21 protein-coding genes are annotated in these 21,642 nt (G+C 56.0%); 10 read left to right on the forward strand and 11 right to left on the reverse strand.

Translation table 11 applies throughout. The annotated features are described in order from the left end of the window. Positions 1-307: 307 nt before the first annotated feature. The 3 genes from moaA to IAE55_RS21310 all read right to left on the reverse strand — a co-directional run bounded on the left by moaA (position 308) and on the right by IAE55_RS21310 (position 2,578). Complete coding sequence (gene moaA / locus IAE55_RS21300; RefSeq protein ID WP_234489750.1) at positions 308-1,321, reverse strand: GTP 3',8-cyclase MoaA; 1,014 nt, start codon at positions 1,319-1,321, stop codon at positions 308-310. 95 nt (positions 1,322-1,416) lie between these two features. Continuing rightward, a complete protein-coding gene (fdhD, locus tag IAE55_RS21305; protein ID WP_076173758.1) occupies positions 1,417-2,223 on the reverse strand; it encodes a formate dehydrogenase accessory sulfurtransferase FdhD in 807 nt (268 codons plus the stop codon). A 7-nt stretch (positions 2,224-2,230) separates the two neighbouring features. Continuing rightward, positions 2,231-2,578, reverse strand: a complete 348-nt coding sequence (locus IAE55_RS21310) for a DUF2294 domain-containing protein (RefSeq protein ID WP_076173660.1) — start codon at positions 2,576-2,578, stop codon at positions 2,231-2,233. A gap of 334 nt (positions 2,579-2,912) precedes the next feature. Here IAE55_RS21310 and fdhF point away from each other — a divergent pair, with 334 nt between their 5' ends. The 4 genes from fdhF to IAE55_RS21330 all read left to right on the forward strand — a co-directional run bounded on the left by fdhF (position 2,913) and on the right by IAE55_RS21330 (position 7,840). Continuing rightward, the gene (gene fdhF, locus IAE55_RS21315) at positions 2,913-5,849 is read left to right on the forward strand and encodes a formate dehydrogenase subunit alpha (RefSeq protein ID WP_260986969.1); all 2,937 of its coding nucleotides are present in this window, start codon (positions 2,913-2,915) and stop codon (positions 5,847-5,849) included. 18 nt (positions 5,850-5,867) lie between these two features. Then, positions 5,868-6,341 (forward strand): DUF1641 domain-containing protein, encoded by a 474-nt coding sequence (locus IAE55_RS21320; protein WP_105445051.1) that lies wholly within the window; start codon positions 5,868-5,870, stop codon positions 6,339-6,341. 317 nt (positions 6,342-6,658) lie between these two features. Beyond that, a complete protein-coding gene (locus IAE55_RS21325) occupies positions 6,659-6,829 on the forward strand; it encodes a hypothetical protein (RefSeq protein WP_200633833.1) in 171 nt (56 codons plus the stop codon). 93 nt (positions 6,830-6,922) lie between these two features. Beyond that, the gene (locus IAE55_RS21330) at positions 6,923-7,840 is read left to right on the forward strand and encodes a polysaccharide deacetylase family protein (protein WP_200633834.1); all 918 of its coding nucleotides are present in this window, start codon (positions 6,923-6,925) and stop codon (positions 7,838-7,840) included. Between the two features lie 341 nt (positions 7,841-8,181). Here IAE55_RS21330 and IAE55_RS21335 read toward each other — a convergent pair whose 3' ends face one another. After that, the gene (locus IAE55_RS21335; protein WP_200633835.1) at positions 8,182-8,727 is read right to left on the reverse strand and encodes a glutathione peroxidase; all 546 of its coding nucleotides are present in this window, start codon (positions 8,725-8,727) and stop codon (positions 8,182-8,184) included. Positions 8,728-8,966: 239 nt separating this feature from the next. Between IAE55_RS21335 and IAE55_RS21340 the strand changes: the two genes are divergently transcribed. Next, positions 8,967-9,710 carry an SDR family NAD(P)-dependent oxidoreductase gene (locus tag IAE55_RS21340; protein ID WP_200633836.1) on the forward strand — a complete coding sequence of 248 codons (744 nt, stop codon included), beginning with the start codon at positions 8,967-8,969 and terminating at the stop codon, positions 9,708-9,710. A 79-nt stretch (positions 9,711-9,789) separates the two neighbouring features. Here IAE55_RS21340 and IAE55_RS21345 read toward each other — a convergent pair whose 3' ends face one another. After that, the gene (locus IAE55_RS21345; RefSeq protein WP_200633837.1) at positions 9,790-11,163 is read right to left on the reverse strand and encodes an N-acyl-D-glucosamine 2-epimerase; all 1,374 of its coding nucleotides are present in this window, start codon (positions 11,161-11,163) and stop codon (positions 9,790-9,792) included. A gap of 143 nt (positions 11,164-11,306) precedes the next feature. On the opposite strand from IAE55_RS21345, the gene IAE55_RS21350 reads away from it, so the two are divergent. Beyond that, positions 11,307-11,678 (forward strand): hypothetical protein, encoded by a 372-nt coding sequence (locus tag IAE55_RS21350; RefSeq protein ID WP_076173757.1) that lies wholly within the window; start codon positions 11,307-11,309, stop codon positions 11,676-11,678. 238 nt (positions 11,679-11,916) lie between these two features. On the opposite strand, the gene IAE55_RS21355 is transcribed toward IAE55_RS21350, so the two are convergent. The 4 genes from IAE55_RS21355 to IAE55_RS21370 form a co-directional block, all read right to left on the reverse strand. Beyond that, positions 11,917-12,378 carry a DUF2269 family protein gene (locus IAE55_RS21355; RefSeq protein ID WP_116234077.1) on the reverse strand — a complete coding sequence of 154 codons (462 nt, stop codon included), beginning with the start codon at positions 12,376-12,378 and terminating at the stop codon, positions 11,917-11,919. Next, the gene (locus IAE55_RS21360; protein WP_200633838.1) at positions 12,375-12,995 is read right to left on the reverse strand and encodes a TetR/AcrR family transcriptional regulator; all 621 of its coding nucleotides are present in this window, start codon (positions 12,993-12,995) and stop codon (positions 12,375-12,377) included. The genes IAE55_RS21355 and IAE55_RS21360 overlap by 4 nt, the downstream gene beginning before the upstream one ends. Before the next feature lie 32 nt (positions 12,996-13,027). Further along, positions 13,028-13,486, reverse strand: coding sequence for a DoxX family protein (locus IAE55_RS21365; RefSeq protein ID WP_200633839.1), 459 nt, complete (start codon positions 13,484-13,486; stop codon positions 13,028-13,030). Positions 13,487-13,590: 104 nt separating this feature from the next. Continuing rightward, positions 13,591-14,223, reverse strand: a complete 633-nt coding sequence (locus tag IAE55_RS21370) for a TraX family protein (RefSeq protein ID WP_145163331.1) — start codon at positions 14,221-14,223, stop codon at positions 13,591-13,593. Positions 14,224-14,393: 170 nt separating this feature from the next. Between IAE55_RS21370 and IAE55_RS21375 the strand changes: the two genes are divergently transcribed. From IAE55_RS21375 to IAE55_RS21390, 4 genes are all read left to right on the forward strand, one after another. Further along, positions 14,394-15,593: a MalY/PatB family protein gene (locus tag IAE55_RS21375; protein WP_200633840.1), complete on the forward strand. Its 1,200-nt coding sequence runs from the start codon at positions 14,394-14,396 to the stop codon at positions 15,591-15,593. 314 nt (positions 15,594-15,907) lie between these two features. Continuing rightward, positions 15,908-16,705 (forward strand): SDR family NAD(P)-dependent oxidoreductase, encoded by a 798-nt coding sequence (locus IAE55_RS21380; protein WP_200633841.1) that lies wholly within the window; start codon positions 15,908-15,910, stop codon positions 16,703-16,705. Continuing rightward, complete coding sequence (locus IAE55_RS21385; RefSeq protein ID WP_200633842.1) at positions 16,702-17,478, forward strand: SDR family NAD(P)-dependent oxidoreductase; 777 nt, start codon at positions 16,702-16,704, stop codon at positions 17,476-17,478. The genes IAE55_RS21380 and IAE55_RS21385 overlap by 4 nt, the downstream gene beginning before the upstream one ends. A gap of 29 nt (positions 17,479-17,507) precedes the next feature. After that, on the forward strand, positions 17,508-18,896 hold the full coding sequence (locus IAE55_RS21390) for a mandelate racemase/muconate lactonizing enzyme family protein (protein ID WP_200633843.1): 1,389 nt from the start codon (positions 17,508-17,510) through the stop codon (positions 18,894-18,896). Positions 18,897-19,124: 228 nt separating this feature from the next. Here the strand turns inward: IAE55_RS21390 and IAE55_RS21395 are convergent, their stop codons facing one another. Together IAE55_RS21395 and IAE55_RS21400 are read right to left on the reverse strand one after the other, a co-directional pair. Further along, a complete protein-coding gene (locus tag IAE55_RS21395; protein WP_089548502.1) occupies positions 19,125-20,108 on the reverse strand; it encodes a mannonate dehydratase in 984 nt (327 codons plus the stop codon). A 226-nt stretch (positions 20,109-20,334) separates the two neighbouring features. Continuing rightward, positions 20,335-21,612 carry an ABC transporter substrate-binding protein gene (locus IAE55_RS21400; protein WP_234489751.1) on the reverse strand — a complete coding sequence of 426 codons (1,278 nt, stop codon included), beginning with the start codon at positions 21,610-21,612 and terminating at the stop codon, positions 20,335-20,337. Between the last annotated feature and the right edge of the window lie 30 nt (positions 21,613-21,642).

The raw sequence follows: 21,642 nt of genomic DNA on the forward strand, positions 1-21,642 counted from the left end.
AAAGCCTGTGATTCGCAAAAAGATCCACTTTCCCTTGTTCATTCCAACAACAAAAAAACCGCCACAAATCAAACCCCGGCCCTGCAGCCGAAAGTTGATTGACAGCGGTTAATTCCCCTACCCGATTCCTATAGGGAGATCAAACACACATGACACGTAACGAATAGGGCAGGTGCATTCCCTACATCCACCCCATTTGTCTATGACATTTCATACATATGATAAACACCGGTTCATAAATTTGTCAACAATTTTAAAGAAAACGTTGATCGATGTACATTCTAGGAAGCCAGAGCGGAACAAGCCGTCATCCGCCGATCCGGGACATTTCCACCTTGGCTTCCCGGCCCGTACCCGTGCCGGCTTTACCGCGGTCCAGCGAATACCGGTCATGCCGTCCTTCCCAAATGGCTATGATATGATCCGCGATCTCGTCGTCGGTTGCGCCTGAACGCAGCCATTCCCTCAGGTCATGCCCCTTCGTCGCGAACAGGCAGGTGTAGAACATGCCGTCCGCCGATAATCGGCCCCGCGTACAGGTGGAGCAGAAGGCGTCGCTGACGGATGAAATGACGCCAATTTCGCCTTGGCCGTCAAGAAACCGGAAGCGGGAAGCCACCTCTCCCTCATAGTTGGGATCGGCAGGCGCCAGCGGAAATTCGGCGTGAATCCGCTCCAGCATCTCACGCTTGCTGACGACCTGATCCCAGTTCCAACCGTTCGTATTGCCGACATCCATATATTCGATCATGCGCAAAATATGGCCCCGCTCGCGGAAATAGCGGACCATAGGCAGCAGGGCATGCTCGTTGACGCCCTTCTGCACCACCATGTTAACCTTCAAGGCCAGACCTGCTTCGGCGGCGGCGTCAATGCCCTTCAGCACCTGCGCCACCTTGGCCTTTCCGCCGTTCATCGCCAAAAAAGTGTCGTCATCGAGCGCATCCAAGCTGACGGCGACGCGCATCAAGCCCGCCTCACGCAGCGTCCGGGCGTGCCGGGCGAGCAGGCTGCCGTTCGTCGTCAAGGCAACGTCCTCCACGCCAGGGATCCGGGACACCTCCCGAATAATATCCGGAAGCTCCTTGCGCAGCAGCGGTTCGCCGCCGGTGATGCGGATTTTGCGGGCCCCGAGACGGGTGAAAATCCGCGTAATCCGCACCGTTTCCTCGACGCTAAGAATATATTCCCTGGACAAAAAAGCGTAATCCTTGCCGAAGATTTCCTCGGGCATGCAATACCGGCAGCGGAAATTGCAGCGGTCCGTCACGGAAAGCCTCAAATCTCTGAGTATACGGTTGTATTGATCATGGGTTTCCATGATGATCCCTCCTTCATTTGAAGCTGCAAATTCCCTTGATGTGGGCTGGTGCCCGAAACAATTCGTGCTGCTGCAGCAGGTACGCCTGGGGCCGCTCAGGATTGCGGCCTGCACTCCACAATGCGGTGCGGGTGGGTATACACGTTGCAGGATTGGCCGCGGATAAAACCGACGGCGGTAATGCCCAAATTGTCCGCCAGCTCAAGCGCAAGCTCCGTTGGCGCCGATTTGGACAGGATGACGGCACAGCCGATTTTCGCCACCTTCAGCAATATTTCCGAGGAAATTCTGCCGCTGAATACGATAATTTTATCATCCACCGCGATGTCGTTTTTCAGGCAGTAACCATAAATTTTATCCAGCGCGTTATGCCGTCCTATATCCATCCTCGACAGAAGAATCCCGTTCCGGTCGCACAAAGCGGCGTTATGCACGCCGCCCGTACGGTTAAACGTCTCGGCTCCCTCCTGCATCTCCCGCACGAGCCGGAAGCAATCGTCAAAGGACAGCTCCACCGGAGCCTGATCCAGCACCTTGGCCGTTTTCGCGTCATTGAAAAACACAAAGCCCTGCCGGCTGGCGCCGCAGCAGGACGTGACGTACCTTTTGCTGTACAGCTGGCGATGGAGTGGACTCCACTTGCTTACAGACGCGTGGACGAACCCCTCCTCTTCCTGAACCCATAAGTCCTTGATTTCCTCAATGCTTGAAATGACGCCTTCCGATGCGAGATAACCGACAGCCATATCTTCAATGTATTCGGGCGTACAGACGAGAGTCGCAAATTCCTCGCCGTTGATTTTGATCGTTACCGGATGCTCGTTCACGACCAAGTCGGTCTTTTCCTCCATCTTTCCCTGTTCATACCGGATCATGCCCGGCCTGCTCGTCACAGCCTCCATCATCGCTTCATCCCTGCTCTATATTTTTCTCGAACATAAAGACCGAAACGGCCATGTCTTCTTCCACCTTGATATCCGTAAACAGATGGATCAGCTTCGATCCGCACAGCTCCTCCAGCCCTTCCGGAACCTGGGATTTGTACAGTTCCTTGATCATGTGTGTTCTCGCGCTGTGCACCATCTTCTTGCCGTCTTCGGACTGTGCGATAAACTTTTCAGTAGGTGTGAAATTGCCGTGCATCCGGGTGATCGCCATGTTCTCGACAAACGTGGTATGAATGCGTTCCGGACCTTTTCCGAACGTATCTTTCCTCACTTTGCGAATGATATCGTTAAACGCAACTTCCTTCTTCATCCCATTCTCACCTCATCACAAGTTTAACACTATACTAAATCTTAGTAGGATTGTACAGAATAATTCAACCTTGTTTTTCTGCCCGGGCGTAGTATAATCATGACGAGAATACATTTATGCCATACAGGCGCCGGAATGATCCATTAGTAGGCCAATGCTAATCGGTTACTCCACTACAACCTGCCGCGCACAATGATTAGCGGAGACGGGTTTAGTGGAGTTTTTTTGTTTTTATGGCCTGCTCTTTAGCTTATGGACACCCGCCTAAGCGCTGCAAACACCGGGACGCTTGGCGGCTCCATTTAACATTGGGGTGAAAAGGGGTTTTATGTTCGTGAACCAAAATTTTGTTAACATTACGCTCGACGGACAGGCGGTGGAAGTCACATCGGGCATGACCGTGCTCGAGGCGATCAACCTTGCCGGCCTGTCGCATCCGCAAATTTGTTATGTTCCTGAGGTAGACCCGATCCAGACGTGCGACACATGTATTGTAGAAATCGACGGGAAGCTTGCGCGCGCCTGCTCGACCATTGCCGTTTCGGGAATGAACGTCAAGCTGTCTTCCGCATCCGCCAAGGCTGCACAGACGGAAGCGATGGACCGGATCCTCGAAAACCATCTGCTCTACTGCACCGTATGCGACAACAACAACGGCAACTGCAAGCTGCACAATACCGCCGAAATGATGGAAATCGAACACCAGAAGTACCCGTACCGGCCGAAGGTCGAACCTTCGGAAGTCGATATGTCCCATCCGTTCTACCGTTATGACCCGAATCAATGCATTGCCTGCGGACAGTGTGTTGAGGTCTGCCAAAATCTGCAGGTGAATGAAACCCTTTCCATCGATTGGGAAGCAGACATCCCGCGGGTCAAGTGGGACAACGGGGTCGATATCAACGACTCGTCCTGCGTCAGCTGCGGCCAATGCGTCACCATCTGCCCGTGCAACGCCCTCATGGAAAAATCGATGCTGGGTGAGGCCGGCTTCATGACAGGCATCAACGAGGAAGTATTGAATCCGCTGATCGACCTCGTCAAGGAAGTGGAGCCGGGATACAGCGGCATCTTCGCCGTTTCGGAGATCGAAGCGGCGATGCGGGACACACGCACGCGCAAGACCAAAACGGTATGCACGTTCTGCGGCGTCGGTTGCTCCTTCGAGGTGTGGACCAAAGGCCGGAAAATTTTGAAGGTACAGCCTTCCCACGATGCGCCGGTCAACGCGATCTCCACCTGTGTCAAAGGCAAATTCGGCTGGGATTTCGTCAACAGCGAAGAGCGGATTACGACCCCGCTGATCCGGCAGGGAGACGCCTTCGTAGAAGCTACCTGGGATGAGGCGCTGAACCTGGTTGCCGAACGCCTCGGAGGCATCCGTAAGGAGTACGGCAACCATTCGGTCGGCTTTATTTCTTCCTCGAAAATTACGAACGAAGAAAACTATGTGATCCAAAAGCTGGCCCGCCAGGTGTTTGAAACGAACGACGTGGACAACTGCTCCCGCTACTGCCAGTCTCCGGCATCGGACGGACTGATGTCGACGGTCGGCATCGGCGGCGACGCCGGCACGATCCAGGACATCGCGGCAGCCGGCCTCGTCATCTTGATCGGCTGCGCGCCGGCCGAAGGCCATCCGGTCCTGGCGACCCGGATCAAGCGGGCGCACAAGCTGCACGGCCAGAAGCTGATCGTCGCCGACCTGCGCAAGCATGAGATGGCCGAGCGCTCGGACCTGTTCATCCGTCCGAAGCAGGGTACGGACTTCGTATGGCTGACGGCGGTCACGAAATACATGATTGACCAGGGATGGCACCAGCAGGCGTTTATCGACCAGTATGTCAATCAGTTTGCCGAATACCAGCAGCTGCTGGACACCTTCACGCTCGAGTACGCCGAGCAGGAAACCGGCATTGCCAAGGAGACGCTCATCTCGATCGCCGAGATGATCCGCGACGCCGACGGCACCGTCATCTGCTGGGGCATGGGCGTCACCCAAAACATCGCCGGCTCGCACACGTCGGCGGCCATCTCCAACCTGCTGCTCGCTACAGGCAACTACATGCGTCCCGGCGCCGGAGCCTACCCGCTGCGCGGACATAACAACGTGCAGGGCGCCTGCGACATGGGCACGCTGCCGCCGTGGCTGCCGGGATACCAGCATGTCTCAAACGACGAAGCGCGGACGCGGTTTGAAAAAGCTTACGGCGTGGCGATTTCGCCGCAGCCGGGTATGGACAATATCCAGATGATCGATGCGATCGACCGCGGTGACATGAAGGCGATGTACCTCGTCGGCGAGGATATGGCCTGGGTCGACTCCAACGCCAACCACGTGCACGAGGTGCTGGCGAAGCTCGACTTCTTCGTCGTGCAGGACGTATTTCTGTCACAGACGGCCCAGTTCGCCGACGTCATTCTGCCTGCCGCGCCGTCACTGGAGAAGGAAGGCACCTTCACCAATACGGAGCGGCGCGTTCAGCGCCTGTATCAGGTGCTGGAGCCGCTCGGCGACTCCAAGCCGGACTGGTGGATCACGACCCAGATCGCCAAGCGTCTCGGGTATGACTGGGGCTATACCCACCCGAGCGAAATTTTCGCCGAAATGGCCAGCCTGACCCCGTTCTTCTCCCAGTGCAGCTATGACGTGCTGGAAGGCTGGGGCAGCTTCATCTGGGGCTCGGCGAGCGGGGAACATACACCGCTGCTCTATACGGACGGCTTCTTCTTCCCCGACAAAAAGGCGCGCTTCTCGCTGGTCGGCTACATTCCACCGGTGGAATACCCGGCCGAATTCGATCTCGTCCTGAACAACGGACGCCTGCTGGAGCAGTTCCATGAAGGCAATCTGACCAACAAATCGCACGGAATCAATCTGAAGCTGCCGGAAGTGTTCGTGGAAGTATCGCCTGAGCTGGCCGCCGAACGGGGCGTCGAGAACGGATCCTTGGTGCGGCTCGAATCGCCTTATGGCGCGATCAAGCTGAAGGCGGTCATTACCGACCGCGTCCACCGCAACGAGCTGTACGTGCCGATGCACTCGGTCAGCCACGAAAACGCGGTCAACCTGCTCACCGGCAATGCGGTCGATGTGCGCACGCACACGCCGGCCTATAAGCAGACGCGCGTGCGGATGCAGATTCTGAACGTGAAGGGTACCAATCCGCTGCCGCTGACCAATCCGCGCAACAAGAAGCGCTATCCGCAGGAAGGCGTCGAGGTGCACCGGAAATGGAGCCGGCCGGATTATGTATCGCTCGTCGATTAAAGGAAAGGTGGAATCTATATGGCACAACCGATTTCATACATCAAAAAACGCGAGCTGACGGAAGAAGAGCTGAAGCAGCAGTCGCTGGAGCAGCTGACGGATTCGATCGCCGAGCATGAGCAGGCGCTAGAAAAAGCCATCGGGGTGCTCAGCGAGCTGCACGACAGCGGCATTCTGGAAGCGGCTGAGTCGCTGCTGAAGGCCAAAGCCAAAGTGGCCGAAATCGTCCTGGGCCAGGCCACCCGGCCGGAAGTGACAAACATGATCAACAACGGCATGGCCGCCGCCGGCGCCCTCGCCGCTATCGATCCGGAGCAGACAGCGAAGTTGCTCGGCAGTGTGGCCAAGGGCCTGGAGGAGGCCAATCAGCCGCAGGATAAAAAAGTGACAGTCTTCTCCCTCATGAATGCGCTGAAGGATCCTGACGTGAACCGGGCGATCGGTTTCGGGTTGCGGTTTCTGAAAGGCATGGGCAAAGGCCTGGGGGAATGAGTCAAATAAGAACAGCCGATGATCATAAGCCGATAAAAACAAACGAATAGAAATAGCAAGATGAAACAGACCCTTTGCGGTAGCACCGCAAAGGGTCTGTTTTCGTTTCTGAAGTTTCGATAATTCATAGGATAATTCTTTCGTTGCCGAGCTTAATCTTGCCATTCGTATAATATTACATATATTTACAAATAAAAATACATCATTGATAATATAAGTGTTTTAACGCCTTTGCCAAAATGCTTGATGGCGTGCGTGATCTACAGGATTCGTCGCCATTGAGCCATTGTCCATATCATTTAAAAAGAGGGGAAATCGTGTATTTACTCGCATGGATTATTTTAATCATTACCGGTTTAGTGTCCGTAGTTCATATTTTATTTGGATTAGCAGACTTAGGTGAAGAAATGAAACTGGCGGTTAAAATTTCACAGTTTCTATTCTTTTCTTCGTTGTTATTTATTGTGATTCGAATCCCTCGACCTTGATTCTCCTAAACTGGAACCACCGGTTCCCTCTTCGTTCGATAATGATCCTCTCCCTGCATGGAAATACGTTATTCAATTAGGAGGCGACGTCCCTTGAACCTCGCTCAAGCTTTGGGCTTCCCGCCGGATGCGCGGCTGCTGATCATCAATGCGGATGACTATGGCATGTGCCACTCGGCCAACGCGGGCATCCAGCTGCTGCTTGCCGAAGGGGCCATTTCCTCGGCAACGATCATGATGCCGTGCCCGTGGGCCAAAGAGGCTGCCCAATGGGCGGCCGCGCGCCCGGACGTGGACGTCGGTGTCCACTTGACCTTTACCAGCGAGTGGGACACCTTCCGCTGGGGACCGGTCACCCGCCGGCAGACGGTGTCCTCTCTCATTACGAATGAGGGGTACTTTCCCCGCGACTGCCGCACAGTGGAGACCAGAGCCCAGGCAGCCGAGGTGCACGCCGAAATCATCGGCCAAATCCGGCTCGCCCGGCGCATGGGGCTGAATCCGACCCATCTCGATAATCATATGGGGAGCCTGTACGGGCTGGAAACGGGGCGGGATTTCCTCTCCCTCGTCCTTGGCGTCTGCGCGGAGAACGGCCTTCCGTTTCGGCTGCCAAGGCATATTCCCGCTTCGCTTCAGCTCCCTTCCGCCGCCCGGCGCATCCATAAAGCGCGGGTTCGTGAAGCGGACTCGCTCGGGGTCGTCATTCCAGATCACTTAATCCAGCTGCCCTTTTCACTGCGCCCGGGAGAAACATACGAAGCCTTCAGGGAAAGCGTAGCGGCTATGCTGTGCTCGCTCCAGGCCGGAGTCAGCGAGCTGTATATCCATCCGGCCGTCATTACGGATGAGCTGATGGCCATCCATCATGAGTGGCTGAAGCGCGGCATGGAGCTGCAGGTTTTCCGCGATCCCTGGATCCGCGAAGTGATGCGAAGCCAGGGCATCCGGCAGATCTCCTGGCGCAATCTACAGCAGCTTCAGCTGCGCAGGCGGCGCCAGAAACCGTAAGTCCGGGGCCGGGCTGCTGGGCGTTTGTGCGAGGATGGGGCTTAACAAACTGATTAACTATAAGATACCCGCGATATACGGCAAAAGTAATATGCCAGGCGACAAGCAGCGTTCATCCGTTCCGGATAAAGCCTTATACGAAAAATGGACAAAAAAATAGACCCTAGTCCCGTGCCTAGGGTCAATTCATATATAAAAGGGGTATGAGTGCATTATATGAGAGTTTTCTTAAAAACACCTGAAAATTACCTTCAGAATACATTAAAATTCAAGGCAATTCTATCCAAATGGCTGTTTGACGCGGCCCTGGCATGAATAGCCACTATCCATACCATCGTGTCTTAGATCAGCGCCTCTATAGCCGATTCCAGCTCCAGCGGACCGACCGGTGTCTCAAACCGCTCCACCACCCGTCCTTCCCGGTCGATCAGGAACTTGGTGAAGTTCCATTTAATATCGTCGCCTTCCAAAAGCTCCGGCTGCTCCTTCTCAAGGAACGATTGCAGCATTTTCCCTTCGGAATTGTCCGTGCTAATCCCCTTAAACGGAGCCTGCTCCGTCAAGTAAGCAAACAGCGGATGCTTGTCTTCTCCACGCACGTCCACCTTCTCAAACAGCGGGAAGCTCACCCCATAATTAATTTGACAAAACGTATTCACTTCCTCATTGCTTCCGGGCTCCTGTTCGGCGAACTGATTGCTTGGAAAACCGAGCACTTTGAATCCCTTGTCTCCGTATTTCTCGTATAGCTTCTGCAGGTCGGCATACTGCGGGGTGAACCCGCATTTGCTCGCCGTGTTGACAATGAGAAGCACGTCTCCCTTATATTCCGAAAGTTCCTTTTCCGCGCCGCGAATGCTGTTTGCTGTAAAAGAATAAATACTCATGGTCCCATCCTCCACTTTAATTGTATTTTATAAAATTAAATTGTACACAATTTATATATTGAATGTACCACCATCTTTTCCGGAAAGCAAGCTCTTTTTGCTCCGTTCGCGGCATTTTATTCTCAGGGTATCTCCAAAGCGTCGGCTAATATTTTCAGAAAATTGGGTAAATTAACAAAGATGAACCCGATTCCGGTGACGGATACGGACAATTGCTGTGAGAAGGAGTGACGCGAGGTATGAAACTTTCCGGTAAAGTAGCGATCATTACGGGCGGTGCCAGCGGGATCGGACAAGCCACCGCACGCCTGTTTGCCCAGGAAGGCGCCAAGGTCGTCGTGGCCGACCGCTCGGAAGCGGGCCAGGAAGTGTCCGACCATTTGAAAGAAAAAGGGTACGACTCGATTTACGTCCGGGTGGATGTGACCAAGGAGGAGGAAGTCCAGGCACTGGTGGAACGGACCGTGAAGGAATACGGAAAACTGGACATTATGTTTGCCAATGCGGGCGTGGCCAACGATGAGCCGGCCGATCAGCTGTCGCTGGACAAATGGCAGCGCACGATCGACGTCAATCTGACAGGCGTCTTCCTGTCGGATAAACACGCCGTGGTCCAAATGCTGAGACAGGGCACCGGGGGTGCCATCATCAACTCCGCTTCGATCCACGGCCATGCGGCCAAGGCGGGAGTTACCGCTTACGGCTCGGCCAAAGGCGGCGTCGTCATGCTCACCCAGACGCTCGGCATTGAATACGCCAAACACGGCATCCGGGTGAATGCCGTCTGCCCGGGTTATATCGATACGCCTCTGCTAAAGGCGCTTCCGCCAGAAGCCAAGCAGCAGCTCGTGGAGCTGCACCCGATCGGCCGGCTCGGCACCGCGGAAGAGGTGGCCAAATCCGTCCTGTTCCTGGCCAGCGACGACTCTTCGTTCGTGGTCGGAACGAGCCTGATGGTAGACGGCGGATACACCGCCCAATAATGCCTGCGGCAAGTATAAAAGAAGCGCCCTGGCGGCATCACTGCCGCCGGGACGCTTTTTTTATGCTCAGCTAACTCTCTTACCCACGATCCTGCTCTACTTTTAGCCTTTGGCCGATCGGGGTTTCACCCGACTTTTTGCCTTTCACATGCCATAGTCCCGGCGTATCCCGCATCCCGCTGACTTCGACCAGTACAGGCCGCCGGGGAAGCCCGTTTACCCGCAGCCATAAACGGTTGCCGTCGACGGCCCTCTGCTCGATGGTGATGCCGGCCAGCGGCCCAGCCTCCGTGTTCTCCTCCGCAAAGAACAGCACCGTTCCCAGCGTATCCGGATCAATCCGTTTGTTGAACGAAACCGTCAGCTCTTGTTCTCTGCGCATGACCGCTTTCACAGGGACAGGCGGTTCGTCATACATATACCCGCCGAGATGGTATTCGTACGCCGTCCACGTATCGTAGCCGAGCTCGTAAACCGTGTTCTGGAAGTCATTGAGCCAGCGCCGGTTCTTCACCATGCTGCTCCGGGATCCGATGTCAGCCTGAATGCCAAGGGGAAGTCCGGGATAAGCGGCCCGGATCGGTGCGGCGAAGCTTTCGTATCCGCCCGCGTACTGCGGCGGCAAATGGCGTTTCATCCAGTCCGGCCAGTGGGTTTGAAGCACGTGCATATCCGGCCGGACCTTCCCGATCATCGAAATCGCATCCAGCCCCTGCCATTCCTTCAGCCGGAGAGTGGATACCGCTCCGCCGTCAACCGCCAGCGACCAGGTCGCCACGGCAATATCCGGGCGGACACTTCTTGCGCCCCCGCTGCCGTTAATAATTTCATCGATGAGTCCGTTCACGGCGTCCACGCGGAAAGTAATCCATTTGCCGTAGATGTCGGGCACCTTTTTATAATAGTTAGCCGCCCGTTTGTTCAGAAATTCGGGAATATCATGGCCGTACTTGTCCCGGAACGCTTTCTTTGCATGGGGGCCGACGTCGCCGTATACCCCTCTGCGGATGCCGTCCCATTCCGGAAAATAGGGCTCGGCGATCTCAATGCCGTCAAACGGATGGTCCAGAACGACCCGGGCGACCGCCTCCTTTTTCCATTCCACGTAAGATGCCGAGAACGGAGAAAACCGCTCAAAGCCGTCATTGAGCTCCTTCAGCAGCCCCATCCGCCAGGAACGCCATTCCCGTGGGAGATGTTCAGTGGCGAACGTTCCGTTCCCGATTACAAGCGCCCATACGGCAATATCCCGGGCGTGAAAAGCCTCAATGATGTCCGTTCGGACCCTGCTCTCGTTCACGACAAAATAATGCACCGTCCGGTAGCCGGACAGCTCGATCTCTTCGGCGATGCTCTCGGCAGAGCGGTCCGCATAATAAGGAAACAGCGGGTCGATTTGAATGCTGGGCCCTTCCAGCGCCCATGGTCTTGATAACACCCTGCTCTCGTTCATGGTTCCTCCTTTCGCAAATCTAAAGCCGTCTTTGCTGTACCTGCGTAAAACGACCTGTGATTCTCTTCAAAAAATCGAAGCACCCGCCCAGTTCAGGGCATACAATGCAGTAAACGTTCATCGGAGGGATCCAAGTGCTGCTCATGAAGTTTAAAAGAAATATAACCCTGCAGGAGCGTCTCGCCAAATTCACCGGGCATCTGGTGGAAATCAACGGCGCTGGCCTGGGTCTGGAGCCGGGGCGGCTGCAGCATGTGTATAAAAGCAGCTTTATCCGCGTTCAGGGGGAGCTGTTCGTTCCGCTCAGTCTGCAGACCATCCGCGTCTTTGACGTCAAGCCGCCGGCGGTATTCCGCCGCGTCGGGATCCGGACGGTATTCCAGTCCGGCAAAGCCTTTTCCAACATGAAGCTGGTGCTCATCGGTTCCGACTTCATCGAGGTGCAGGCCAAAGGGAAATCGCCATCCCGAATTTTATTTCCCCTGAATCAAGTCGAAGGAATCTTTCCGGTCTGATCCGCACTTCCCTTATTGTACATCTTTGAACCGGAAAATGCCCAGACACTGCGCTTTGGGTTCTGCCCAGCCATTTTGGCGTTTTATTTAAGGTATGCTCTATTTCTTTCCATAAAAACCGCACCTATACCCTCATTTTTGCGGACCCTGCAGCTGCAGGCGACGGCCTCTTGTCTCCCCTTATCGGCAAACCAAAAACCGGCCGTTATACATAACGGCCGGTCGTTTGCGCCTCATTTTAAAAAGGCTTGCTGACCATGAAGTACAATATAAAAAGCGGCAGCAAGGTGGCAAGAATGCCGAAAACCGCCCAATACGCCGACAACTTCTTGTAAGCTGCGGAGATCGTCCCGTTTTCGAGCGCCTGCCGGCTGAGCCGGATCATTCCCCGCTGCAGCGGGATCAGTACGGCCAGCCACAGCACGCCGGTGATCCCGAACAGGATTAGCGAAGCCGTGAGCCAGTTCAGACCTGCCAGCGAATAGCCGCCTTTGGCGGCCATCAGGCTCCCGGTGACGATCAAGAGCAGCAGCCCGGGCAGCGTAAACGCATAATCGGCGAGCATCACGTTGTTCACGGTGCGGTGAATCTCCGCGGCATCGCCCCGGACGTCGGCGCGGACTTTCCAAAAAGCAGCCGTAATGATGTTGCCCAAGAAAAGCACGCTTCCGGCAATATGCAGAAACAGGAGCAGCGTCATGACGTCGGAGCACCTCCTTGACGGTCCGGCCGCAGCGTCCGCATAATCAGCTCCGAAAACTCCTGAATGCCGAACCCCGTGCTGCGAACTCCGATCAGGCTGCGCATCCGCAGCCCGAAGGAGAGCAGCTCAAACAGCTCCGCCGCTTGGTCGGCATTAACCGATGAAGGAATGACTCCGGACTCCTGGCCTGTGACGATCCACCTCTTGGACGTGGCGACCGCCTGCCGGTAAAAGTCCGCGACGATGCCGGCCGCTTCCGGCTGATCGCTTTTCCCGATCAAATACATCATGATGAGGTTGCTCACGTCTTTCCGGCTCTCCAGCTTGGGCAGGCTCTGCGCGATCGCATTCATCGGTCCGTCGAATTCCTTCACGGCAGGGGCATCTACGGCATCCATGAAGCTCGTATTCGTCTCCTCCAGCTTAGCCTCGAGCACCTTCACGAACAGTTCATCCTTGCCGGATACGTAGTGGAATATGGCACCCTTGGACAAGCCGGTTCTTGCCATAATATCGCTGAGCGTCGTCTTGGTGCAGCCCTTCTCCAAAATGAGCTCCTCGGTTGTATCCAGCAGCAGTTTCATCGTCTGCTCGCGTCTTTCTTCCTGTTTCATTTCCATCCTCCTCCTGATTCAGTTCCAATCCGTCATGCCCATGCTCCCGGCGGGAGCCAGCCTGCAGCGAGCACGGCAGCCAAAAAAACGACCTGCAGCACGGTTCGCGGGACAAGCGGCATCACCGCTCTGCCGTCCAGAGTCAGACGGTTATTCGCCGCGTATACGTTGGCCGGAAACATGGCCAGCAGCATCAGAGCGAGCCCGGTGGATGCCGCCTCGGCCATGATCGGAATCATCATGCCGACGGCGCCGGCGATTTCCAGCCAACCCGTCAGCGTAACCAACGCGCCCGGCTGCGCAAACCGCGGCGGTACCATGGCGACCAGCTCCGCGCGGCGTTTGCCCCAATGGGCCGACGCGGTCAGCAAAAACATGACGGCTACCGCAAAGCGCAGACTGATGATCCAGTCATTCATATACTCCCAGCCCAGCCATCCTATCAAGCGAAACCCTAACAGCGAAACGATCAATCCAATCAAAGGAGCCATTTCATCACCTTTTCCCTGGTTTTGTTAGCTCCATTATAAATACCGACCATCGGTTTGTAAATAGAATAACTGTAAATATTTCCAACGAAAAAAAGGCTGGTGCATTAAGCATCCAGCCGCTGCAGCACAGCCAGCACGGTCAGATGCAGCGGATAAAACGACCGCCACACCCATGCCCTAACTCTGGCCTGCTCGATTTTTTTCCATAAATAAGGCCCATATACAATCACCAGGGTAGGTACGATGCTCAGCATCTGCAGAACAGCCCCTGCTCCGAATGCTATCAAATACAGGATGTTCAGCAGCAGATGGGCACCCAGCAGTTTCTCGGAGGAAGCATACCGGAAGGCAAGCACCAGCAGCAGGCCGTATGCTCCGTAATCAAACGGGAACCCTTCCATCAGAACGCAAAAGGCCAGAACGATCCCGGCTTTGGCCGCCATGGACAGATTGCACTCCAGAATTTGCAGGACGGCGGCTGCCACGAACAGCGTGACGACCACGTTCAGCCCGTCCGGGTCCAGAGCCAGCTGGTATGGAATTTGGGAGAGTAGAGCCAGTATAAACAGCCTGAATAAATATTTGGTCCGGCTTCGGGTAAAATAATGTCCCTGTACGAGTGCATAGGCGTAAATCGGAAATGCGATCCTTCCGATCACCCTCAGCCAAATTTGATCCGGAAAAAACACGATCCCTGCATGATCGATCAGCATGGTCAGCATGGCGATCAGCTGCATGTCCTTCCTCCTTTCGGATAACCCGTAGGCGTCATTCCTCATGCGTTAATTGTACTTGAGATGCAGGATGGTTTTCAAAGCTGACGTGTACCCAAAAACTTGCCGTATCTGTTATGATTATATTCGTGGATAGACGAACTTTTGAATGACCTTCCAAGGAGGAGAACAGCTTGAACTTTCATCAACCAATCGAACGTATAAATACAGATAGTTTTAAATGGGACGACCTGAAGCGGATCTTCGGCGTGTCCGACGTCCTTCCGATGTGGGTAGCTGACATGGATTTTGCCGCACCCGACTCGGTCATTTCCGCGCTGAACAGCCGCGCTGAACACGGGGTATTCGGCTACACGATGCAGTCTGATGCGTATAATCAAGCCGTCGCGGACTGGATGAAGAGCCGCCACCGGTGGTCCATCGACAAGGAATGGATCGTCTTCTGCCCAGGCGTCGTGCCCGCCCTCAGCTTCATCGTGCAGGCTTTTACCGAGCCGGGAGACAAGGTAGCCATCCAGACGCCGGTGTATCCTCCTTTTTACAGCGTCGTCACCGATCACGGCCGGGAGCTGGTGCAGAACCCGCTGAAGGAGCAGGACGGGTATTACACGATGGACCTCGAAGCGCTCGAGCAGAGCCTTGACGATCAGGTCAAGCTGTTCATCCTGTGCAGCCCGCACAATCCGGTCGGCAGAGTATGGCGGCGCGAAGAGCTGGAGGCGGTTGCGAAGCTCTGCATGGAGCGCGGTATTCTGATGGTGTCCGACGAAATCCATGCGGACCTGGTTTATGAAGAAGGAACCCATATTCCGTTCGCCAGCTTGTCCGAGGAGATTCAGGAGAACTGCATCATTTGTACTGCGCCGAGCAAAACGTTTAATATTGCCGGGCTGAATACTTCGAATATCATCATTCCGAACGATTCCATCCGGCGCCGGTTCAAAAAGACGCTTGAGCTCTATCATGTCAATTCGATCAGCTCGCTCGGCAGCGCAGCCACCCAAGCCGCCTACAATGACGGCAAGGCTTGGCTGGACGAAGCGCTGGTGTACATGAAAGCGAACATGGAGTATGTGAGTCAATATTTGGGTGAACATATTCCGGAAATCAAAACCCGGGTACCTGAAGCAACGTACTTGATGTGGCTCGATTTCCGCGCGCTGCAGATGTCACCCGACGATCTGGAACAATTTCTGCTGAACAAAGCCAAGCTTGCCCTGAACAAGGGTTCTGCTTTTGGCAAGGAAGGCGAAGGCTTCATGCGCCTGAACATTGCCTGCTCCCGCTCTCTGGTCGAGGAAGCGATGAAGCGTCTTTACCAGGCGGTCCAGGAATGGCGCAAGGAGCAGCAACAACAGCAGCAGCCGGTATAAGTAACCGGTGTAATAGAAGCGTGACGCCTCCCCAAATTAGGCAATAGACTAAACTAAAAGCATGGTCCGAACAAGCGGCATCCGGCTTGCGTAGGCTTCCCGTACAGGGCAGCATTCGCTCCGGAAGCTGCTTTTTTCATGCTTCCGGTTTAGAACTGCCGCTCAGTCTGCTTCGCAATCCTCTCTTCCCTCCCCTTTTGAAAGAAATCAAACAAAATCGTAAGATTCACATCTCGAAGCCGGCAGCGCCAACCTTTTATGATGAAGTTGAACGTACCGACAGCCATAAGTACCGCTCTATCCGGAGGTGATTTATGAATCATTCTGCACAAGTCGTCCTGATCACGGACGCAGACACTCCTGTTGGCAGAGCCATGATCCGGATTTTTTCGGCCGGCGGCGCCCATCTCGTGCTGAACAGCGCATCCCGCGGCGCCGAGGCGGCAGCTGATATCGCTGCAGCCCGGGCCGCAGGCTCGAACGTCATCGTGGCGAGCCTCGACCTGAGCGTCGGAGCCAACGCGAACCAGCTGGTCGAGACCGCGGAGCGGGAGCTCGGCGGACTGGACGTCCTGGTCCACAATAACGATCTGCTCGCCCCCGCTTCCGTCGAGACCTGTTCGGAGGCGCTGTTTCAAGAAGTGATGCATGCGAATGCGAAGTCCGCCTTTCTGTGCGCACAAGCCGCAGGAAAGGCGATGGCATCCCGGCAGTCGGGCTGCATCGTCTTTGTTTCGTCGATCCATGCCGAGAAGCCGACCGGATCTTCCTTTGTCTACAGCGCGTCCAAGGGAGCCGTCAAAATGCTGGCGAAGGAAGCGGCACTGGAGCTCGGCCGGCACGGCATCCGCGTCAATACGATTGAGGCGGGGCCGGTAGAAGGCGATGATGAACGCTTCCGCAGCAGGCTTACGACGCTCTATCACAGCTACGAAACCAAGGTGCCTAGCGGGCAGCTGGGAAGCGCTGAGGATATCGCCCATGCCGCAGGCTTTCTCGCCTCTGCGGAAGCCCGCTACTTGAACGGCGCGGATCTCCGGCTGGACGGCGGTTTCCTGCTGCACTATATGGACCATAAAATGAAACGGCCAAAGGGAGGCGATTCGCCATGAGCATGGCAGGCAAGGTCGCCCTGGTAACGGGAGCGGGAACCGGCATCGGCCAGGGGATTGCGCTGGAATTCGCACGCAGAGGCGCAAGCGTAGCGGTCCACTATAACCGCAGCGAAGCCGGCGCTCTTGAAACGAAGCGGCAGATCGACGAGGCCGGCGGTGACTGTTTCATCGTGCAGGCGGACGTCGCCAGGCAGGACGAGATTATTGCGATGGTAAGGGAGGTCGAGCAGCGCGGCGGGGGCATCGACATCCTGGTGAACAATGCCGCCGTGCAGTTGAACTACGACCTGTTCAAGCACGATGAAAAGACGTTCAGCCGCATGATGAATACGAACGTGAAGGGTTACTGGCAGTGCATCCAGGCCGTCGTTCCGGCCATGAAGCAGAAAGGCGCCGGCCGCATCATTCTCATCTCTTCGGTGCATGCGAAGCGGCCGACTGATTTCGATCCCGTCTACGCGATGACCAAAGGCGCGATCCGGATGCTGGGAAGGGAGAGCGCCATCGAGCTGGCCCCGTACGGCATCACGGTGAACATGATCGAGCCGGGAGCCGTCGACGTCGGCAAATATGAGCGCATTCTAGCGGACGATCCCGATGCCCAGAAGAAGATGGAGGAGCGGCGCAAGCGCCAGCTGGTCAAATTCCCGATGGGACGTGTCGGCGTCCCGCTCGATGTCGCCAGGCTGGCGGCCTTCATCGCCTCAGAGGAAAGCGAATACTTGACGGGCTCCGCCATCCGTCTGGACGGCGGGAGCATGCTGCTGTAACGGAACCATCCAATAGGGGGAGTGATTTCATGATTAACAAAGAATCTTACGAGCAAACGCTGGCCCATGTAAGCACCGCTTCGAGACCCTCGGAGCTGAAAATTACGGACATCCGCTTCACCGATATCGTCGGGGGGCCTTTTCACAGCAGCCTGATCAAGGTGTATACCAACCAGGGGCTCGTCGGCTTCGGGGAGGTCCGCGACGGTGCGGACAAAGTGTACGCCCTCATGCTGAAGAGCCGCCTGCTCGGCGAAAATCCCTGCAACATCGACAAGCTGTTCCGGCGGATCAAGCAGTTCGGCGGCCATGCCCGCCAGGGCGGCGGCGTCAGCGGAATCGAGCTCGCGCTGTGGGACCTGGCCGGCAAAGCCTACGGGGTGCCGGTCTATCAAATGCTTGGCGGCAAATTCCGCGATAAAATCCGCATGTACTGCGATACGGAGGTCGTCGGCAAGGATACTGGCAAGGCGATGGGCGAAGCGCTGAAGAAACGGATGGACGCCGGCTTTACCTTTCTGAAGATGGACCTCGGCATCGGACAGATCATCAATGAGCCAGGTACGCTGAGCGCTCCGCTCGGCTTCCTGGAGGAGATGAGGGAAAAATCGAAGCGCCGCTACAATCAGAACTTCGACGGTTTGTCGGAAGACGAGCTGCGGGAAATTACGAACCGCCACTACGATATCTACAACATCCCCCACCCCTTAACCGGCATTCATGTCACGGAAAAAGGACTCGACATGCTCGAGCAGTACGTCGCGGACGTCCGCTCCGTCATCGGCTATCAGGTGCCGCTCGCCATCGACCATTTCGGCCATATTGGGCTTCAGGACTGCATCAAGCTGGGCCGGCGCATCGACAAGTTCAACCTGGCCTGGATGGAAGACATGATTCCTTGGCAGTACACGCAGCAGTACGCCCAGCTGTCCCGGGCCGTCACCACTCCGATCTGCACGGGCGAGGATATCTATCTGAAGGAGAATTTCAAGCCGCTGCTCGAAGCGGGCGGCGTCTCCGTCATCCATCCCGACGTCCTGACTACCGGCGGCATTCTGGAAACGAAGAAAATCGGCGACATGGCCCAGGACTACGGCGTCGCAATGGCGATCCATATGGCGGAGAGTCCGATCGCCTGCCTTGCGGCCGCCCATGTCGCTGCCGCGACCGAAAACTTCCTTGCGCTCGAATACCATTCCTGCGAGGTAGATTGGTGGGACGACATCGTCATCGGCAGCAAGCTGCCGGATAAACTCGTCCAGAACGGCTACATTACGCTGACGGACGCACCCGGTCTCGGCATCGACGATTTGAACGACGAAGTGCTAGCCGAACATGTCCACCCGGAGATCGGCGGAATCTGGGAATCGACCGACCAGTGGAACAAGTTTTATTCCAACGACCGGCTGTGGAGCTGACGGCTGGCGGCAATACGAACCACCCGCACGGAGGAACGCTGTGCGGGTGGTTTTTTCTCGTATGGATGACGACAGGTTGACGCGTGAAAGGACGCTGATCCCCGACCTCCCTTTCTTTTGATCCCCCTTTGGCGACGAAAGGCATGCCTCGTCAAAACGAAAAGGCACGGATCGGAGGGATCCGTACCTTGATAATGATTGATCTTTCTGTTTGGAAATGAACGAAGCTTAAGACGTCACCGAAGCCCGGCTCATCTTGGCCGCCGCTTCCATCAGTCCGGTGATATAGCCGACGCCGTACAGGCGGCCGAGCAGCTCATATCCCGGGTTCGTATTGTCCTCGCCTTCCATCGTCGGGACATGGTCCGGTCTCGCCGGCCCGTCGAAGCCGACCTCGTAATAGGTCTTCATCGCTTCGAGCATATCCGTCTTGCCGTCGTCGTGGAAGGTCTCCTCGAACTTCTCCGGCGTGCCCTTCACGTCACGGAAGTGGACGAAGAACAGCTTCTTCTGGCCGGCGAACTGGCGGATGACCGCCGGAATGTCCTCGCCCGCCGTCGCCAGCGTTCCTTGGCACATCGTCATGCCGCTGTATGCGCTCGGCACCAGATCGATCGCCCGCTGCAGCGCGGCCGCGCTCGTCAGAATCCGCGACACGCCGCGGATCGGCGAGATCGGCGGATCGTCCGGATGGAGCGCCAGCTTCACCTGCGCGGATTCGGCGACGGGCACGATTTTTTCCAGGAAATAGTGCAGGTTCTCCCACAGCTGCGCCTCAGTGACGATGCCGGCCTCCGTCAGCGGGGCATCCGCCATCAGGCTGTGGTCGTAGCTTGATACGAGCGCCCCGCCGCGCGTGCGGGTTGTCGTCGAGGTGCGGAACCAGTTAAACTGCGCCATGAAGTTGTAGCAGAGCACAGGAATGCCGGCGGCACCCATGTTGACGATGAACTGCTGAAAAATCTCGATCTCCTCGTCGCGGCCGGGCGTCCCGAGCTTGATGTTGTTGCTCGGCGGCATCGATTCGATGACGGACAGCGTCAGTCCGAAGTCGGCGTACCGCTGCTTCATTCGGATCAGCGGCATCAGATCCCACGGCTTCTCCGACTTCTCTTCCCAAGGCAGGCCGCCAACCGCATAGTTCACGTTCATCTGCTTCGCCAAATGCCACAGCCGGTTCGGCTGCGAAGAGAAAAATTCCGCCAATTGCATGGAATGAACACCTCTTTCTCATTAGCTTACTCATAAAAATTAGGTTATCAATTCAGGATAACAGCAGCACCGTCTCACGAACAGAGAAGCTTTTTCATACGCTGTCCCCGCCGATTGATATTGCCACCGCCCCGTGCTGCTTCCGGTTCAACGGAACATTAGGAAGATTCGTCACAGGGGTCGCCTTTCGGGAGCTCCATTTCCCGAAAGGCACTAATTCCCCGGCTCAGCTTCCTGCTTTGGCTGCCAGCTCCTTGCCGAGCTTGTCGATTTTGTCGAAGGCCTGCTCCAGGCTCTGCTGGCCGAACGTGACCGCGTCCATCTCTTTCTTGTAGGCGTCCACCCATTCCGTGAATCCGGGAGCCGGCGAGTAAAACGGCAGCGCTTTGTCGACGGACTGATCGTAAATTTCCTTGCCGAGCTTATCCTTCGCTTCCAAATTCGGCTCGAGCTCCTTGTAAATTTCCGGATTGATCGGAATGCCGCGGGTCAGTCCGAGTGTTTTTCCCGCATCCTTATCCGTCACGAACCATTTGACGAAATTTTTTGCCTCTTCCTTGTTCTTCGAATTGGCGCTGACGCTGAGGAAAATAGTCGACTGTGCCCAGCCCCCGCCGGCCGGACCGGTCGGCATATTGACGACACCCACTTTACCCGGCATCAGCTGCTCCAGCGCGCTGACCGAGCCGGTCGTTGCACCCCGGGTCATGACGACGCCGGAAGCCATCGGGTCCGCCTGCGGGTCGTTCTCCAGGAACGAGGCCGCCTGGTCCGCCGGAGGCACGATTTTGTCCTTGCGGAACTGTTCATAGGTTTGGTAGAACTTCATGAACAGGTCTTTATCCAGCGTGAACGTCTTGCCTCCGTCAGCCATGATCGGCGGCTTGCCCATCGACGTCTGGTAGTAGTTGAAGCCGTCCCATGACGTCGTGTCGCCGATCGGATACTTCCCTTCCGGCAGCTTGGCGCGGGCGTCCTTTGCCCATTGGAAATACTCGTCGTACGTCCAGTCTTTATGCGGCAGCGGGATGCCGTATTTCGCCAGATCCTCCTTGTTGAAGGCGATCCCCTGCGCGTTCTGGCTGAGCGGTATGCCGTACAGCTTGCCGCCGATTTTCAAATTCTCGATGACGCCGGGATCCACGATGCCGGTCAGGTCGATATCGGACAAATCCTCCAGCTGCCCCCGGCTAACGTACTCCTGCAAATAGGCGGCGTCCATCTGAAGGACATCGGTAATCGATTTCGATGCCGCCAGTGTCGGCAGCTTTTGCCAGTAGGCGTCCCAAGCCATGTATTCCGGCTTGAATTTTACGTCCGGATGCTGCTGCGTGTACAGGTCCAGCGCTTTTTTGGTCGCTTCGTGCCGTTCGTCCGTTCCCCACCACATGATGCTCAGCGTCTTTCCGCTGCCGCTTCCTTTTCCGCCGCCGCTGCAGGCCGTGATCGCGAAGAGCAGCGCCAGCAGGAGAGAGACAAGGCTCATTCGTCTCATGTTCATCATCTTCCGTTTCCCCTTTCGTTTTATATCAGC

The sequence above is a fragment of the Paenibacillus sp. S28 genome (assembly GCF_016624415.1).
Lineage (GTDB): Bacteria > Bacillota > Bacilli > Paenibacillales > Paenibacillaceae > Paenibacillus_AQ > Paenibacillus_AQ favisporus.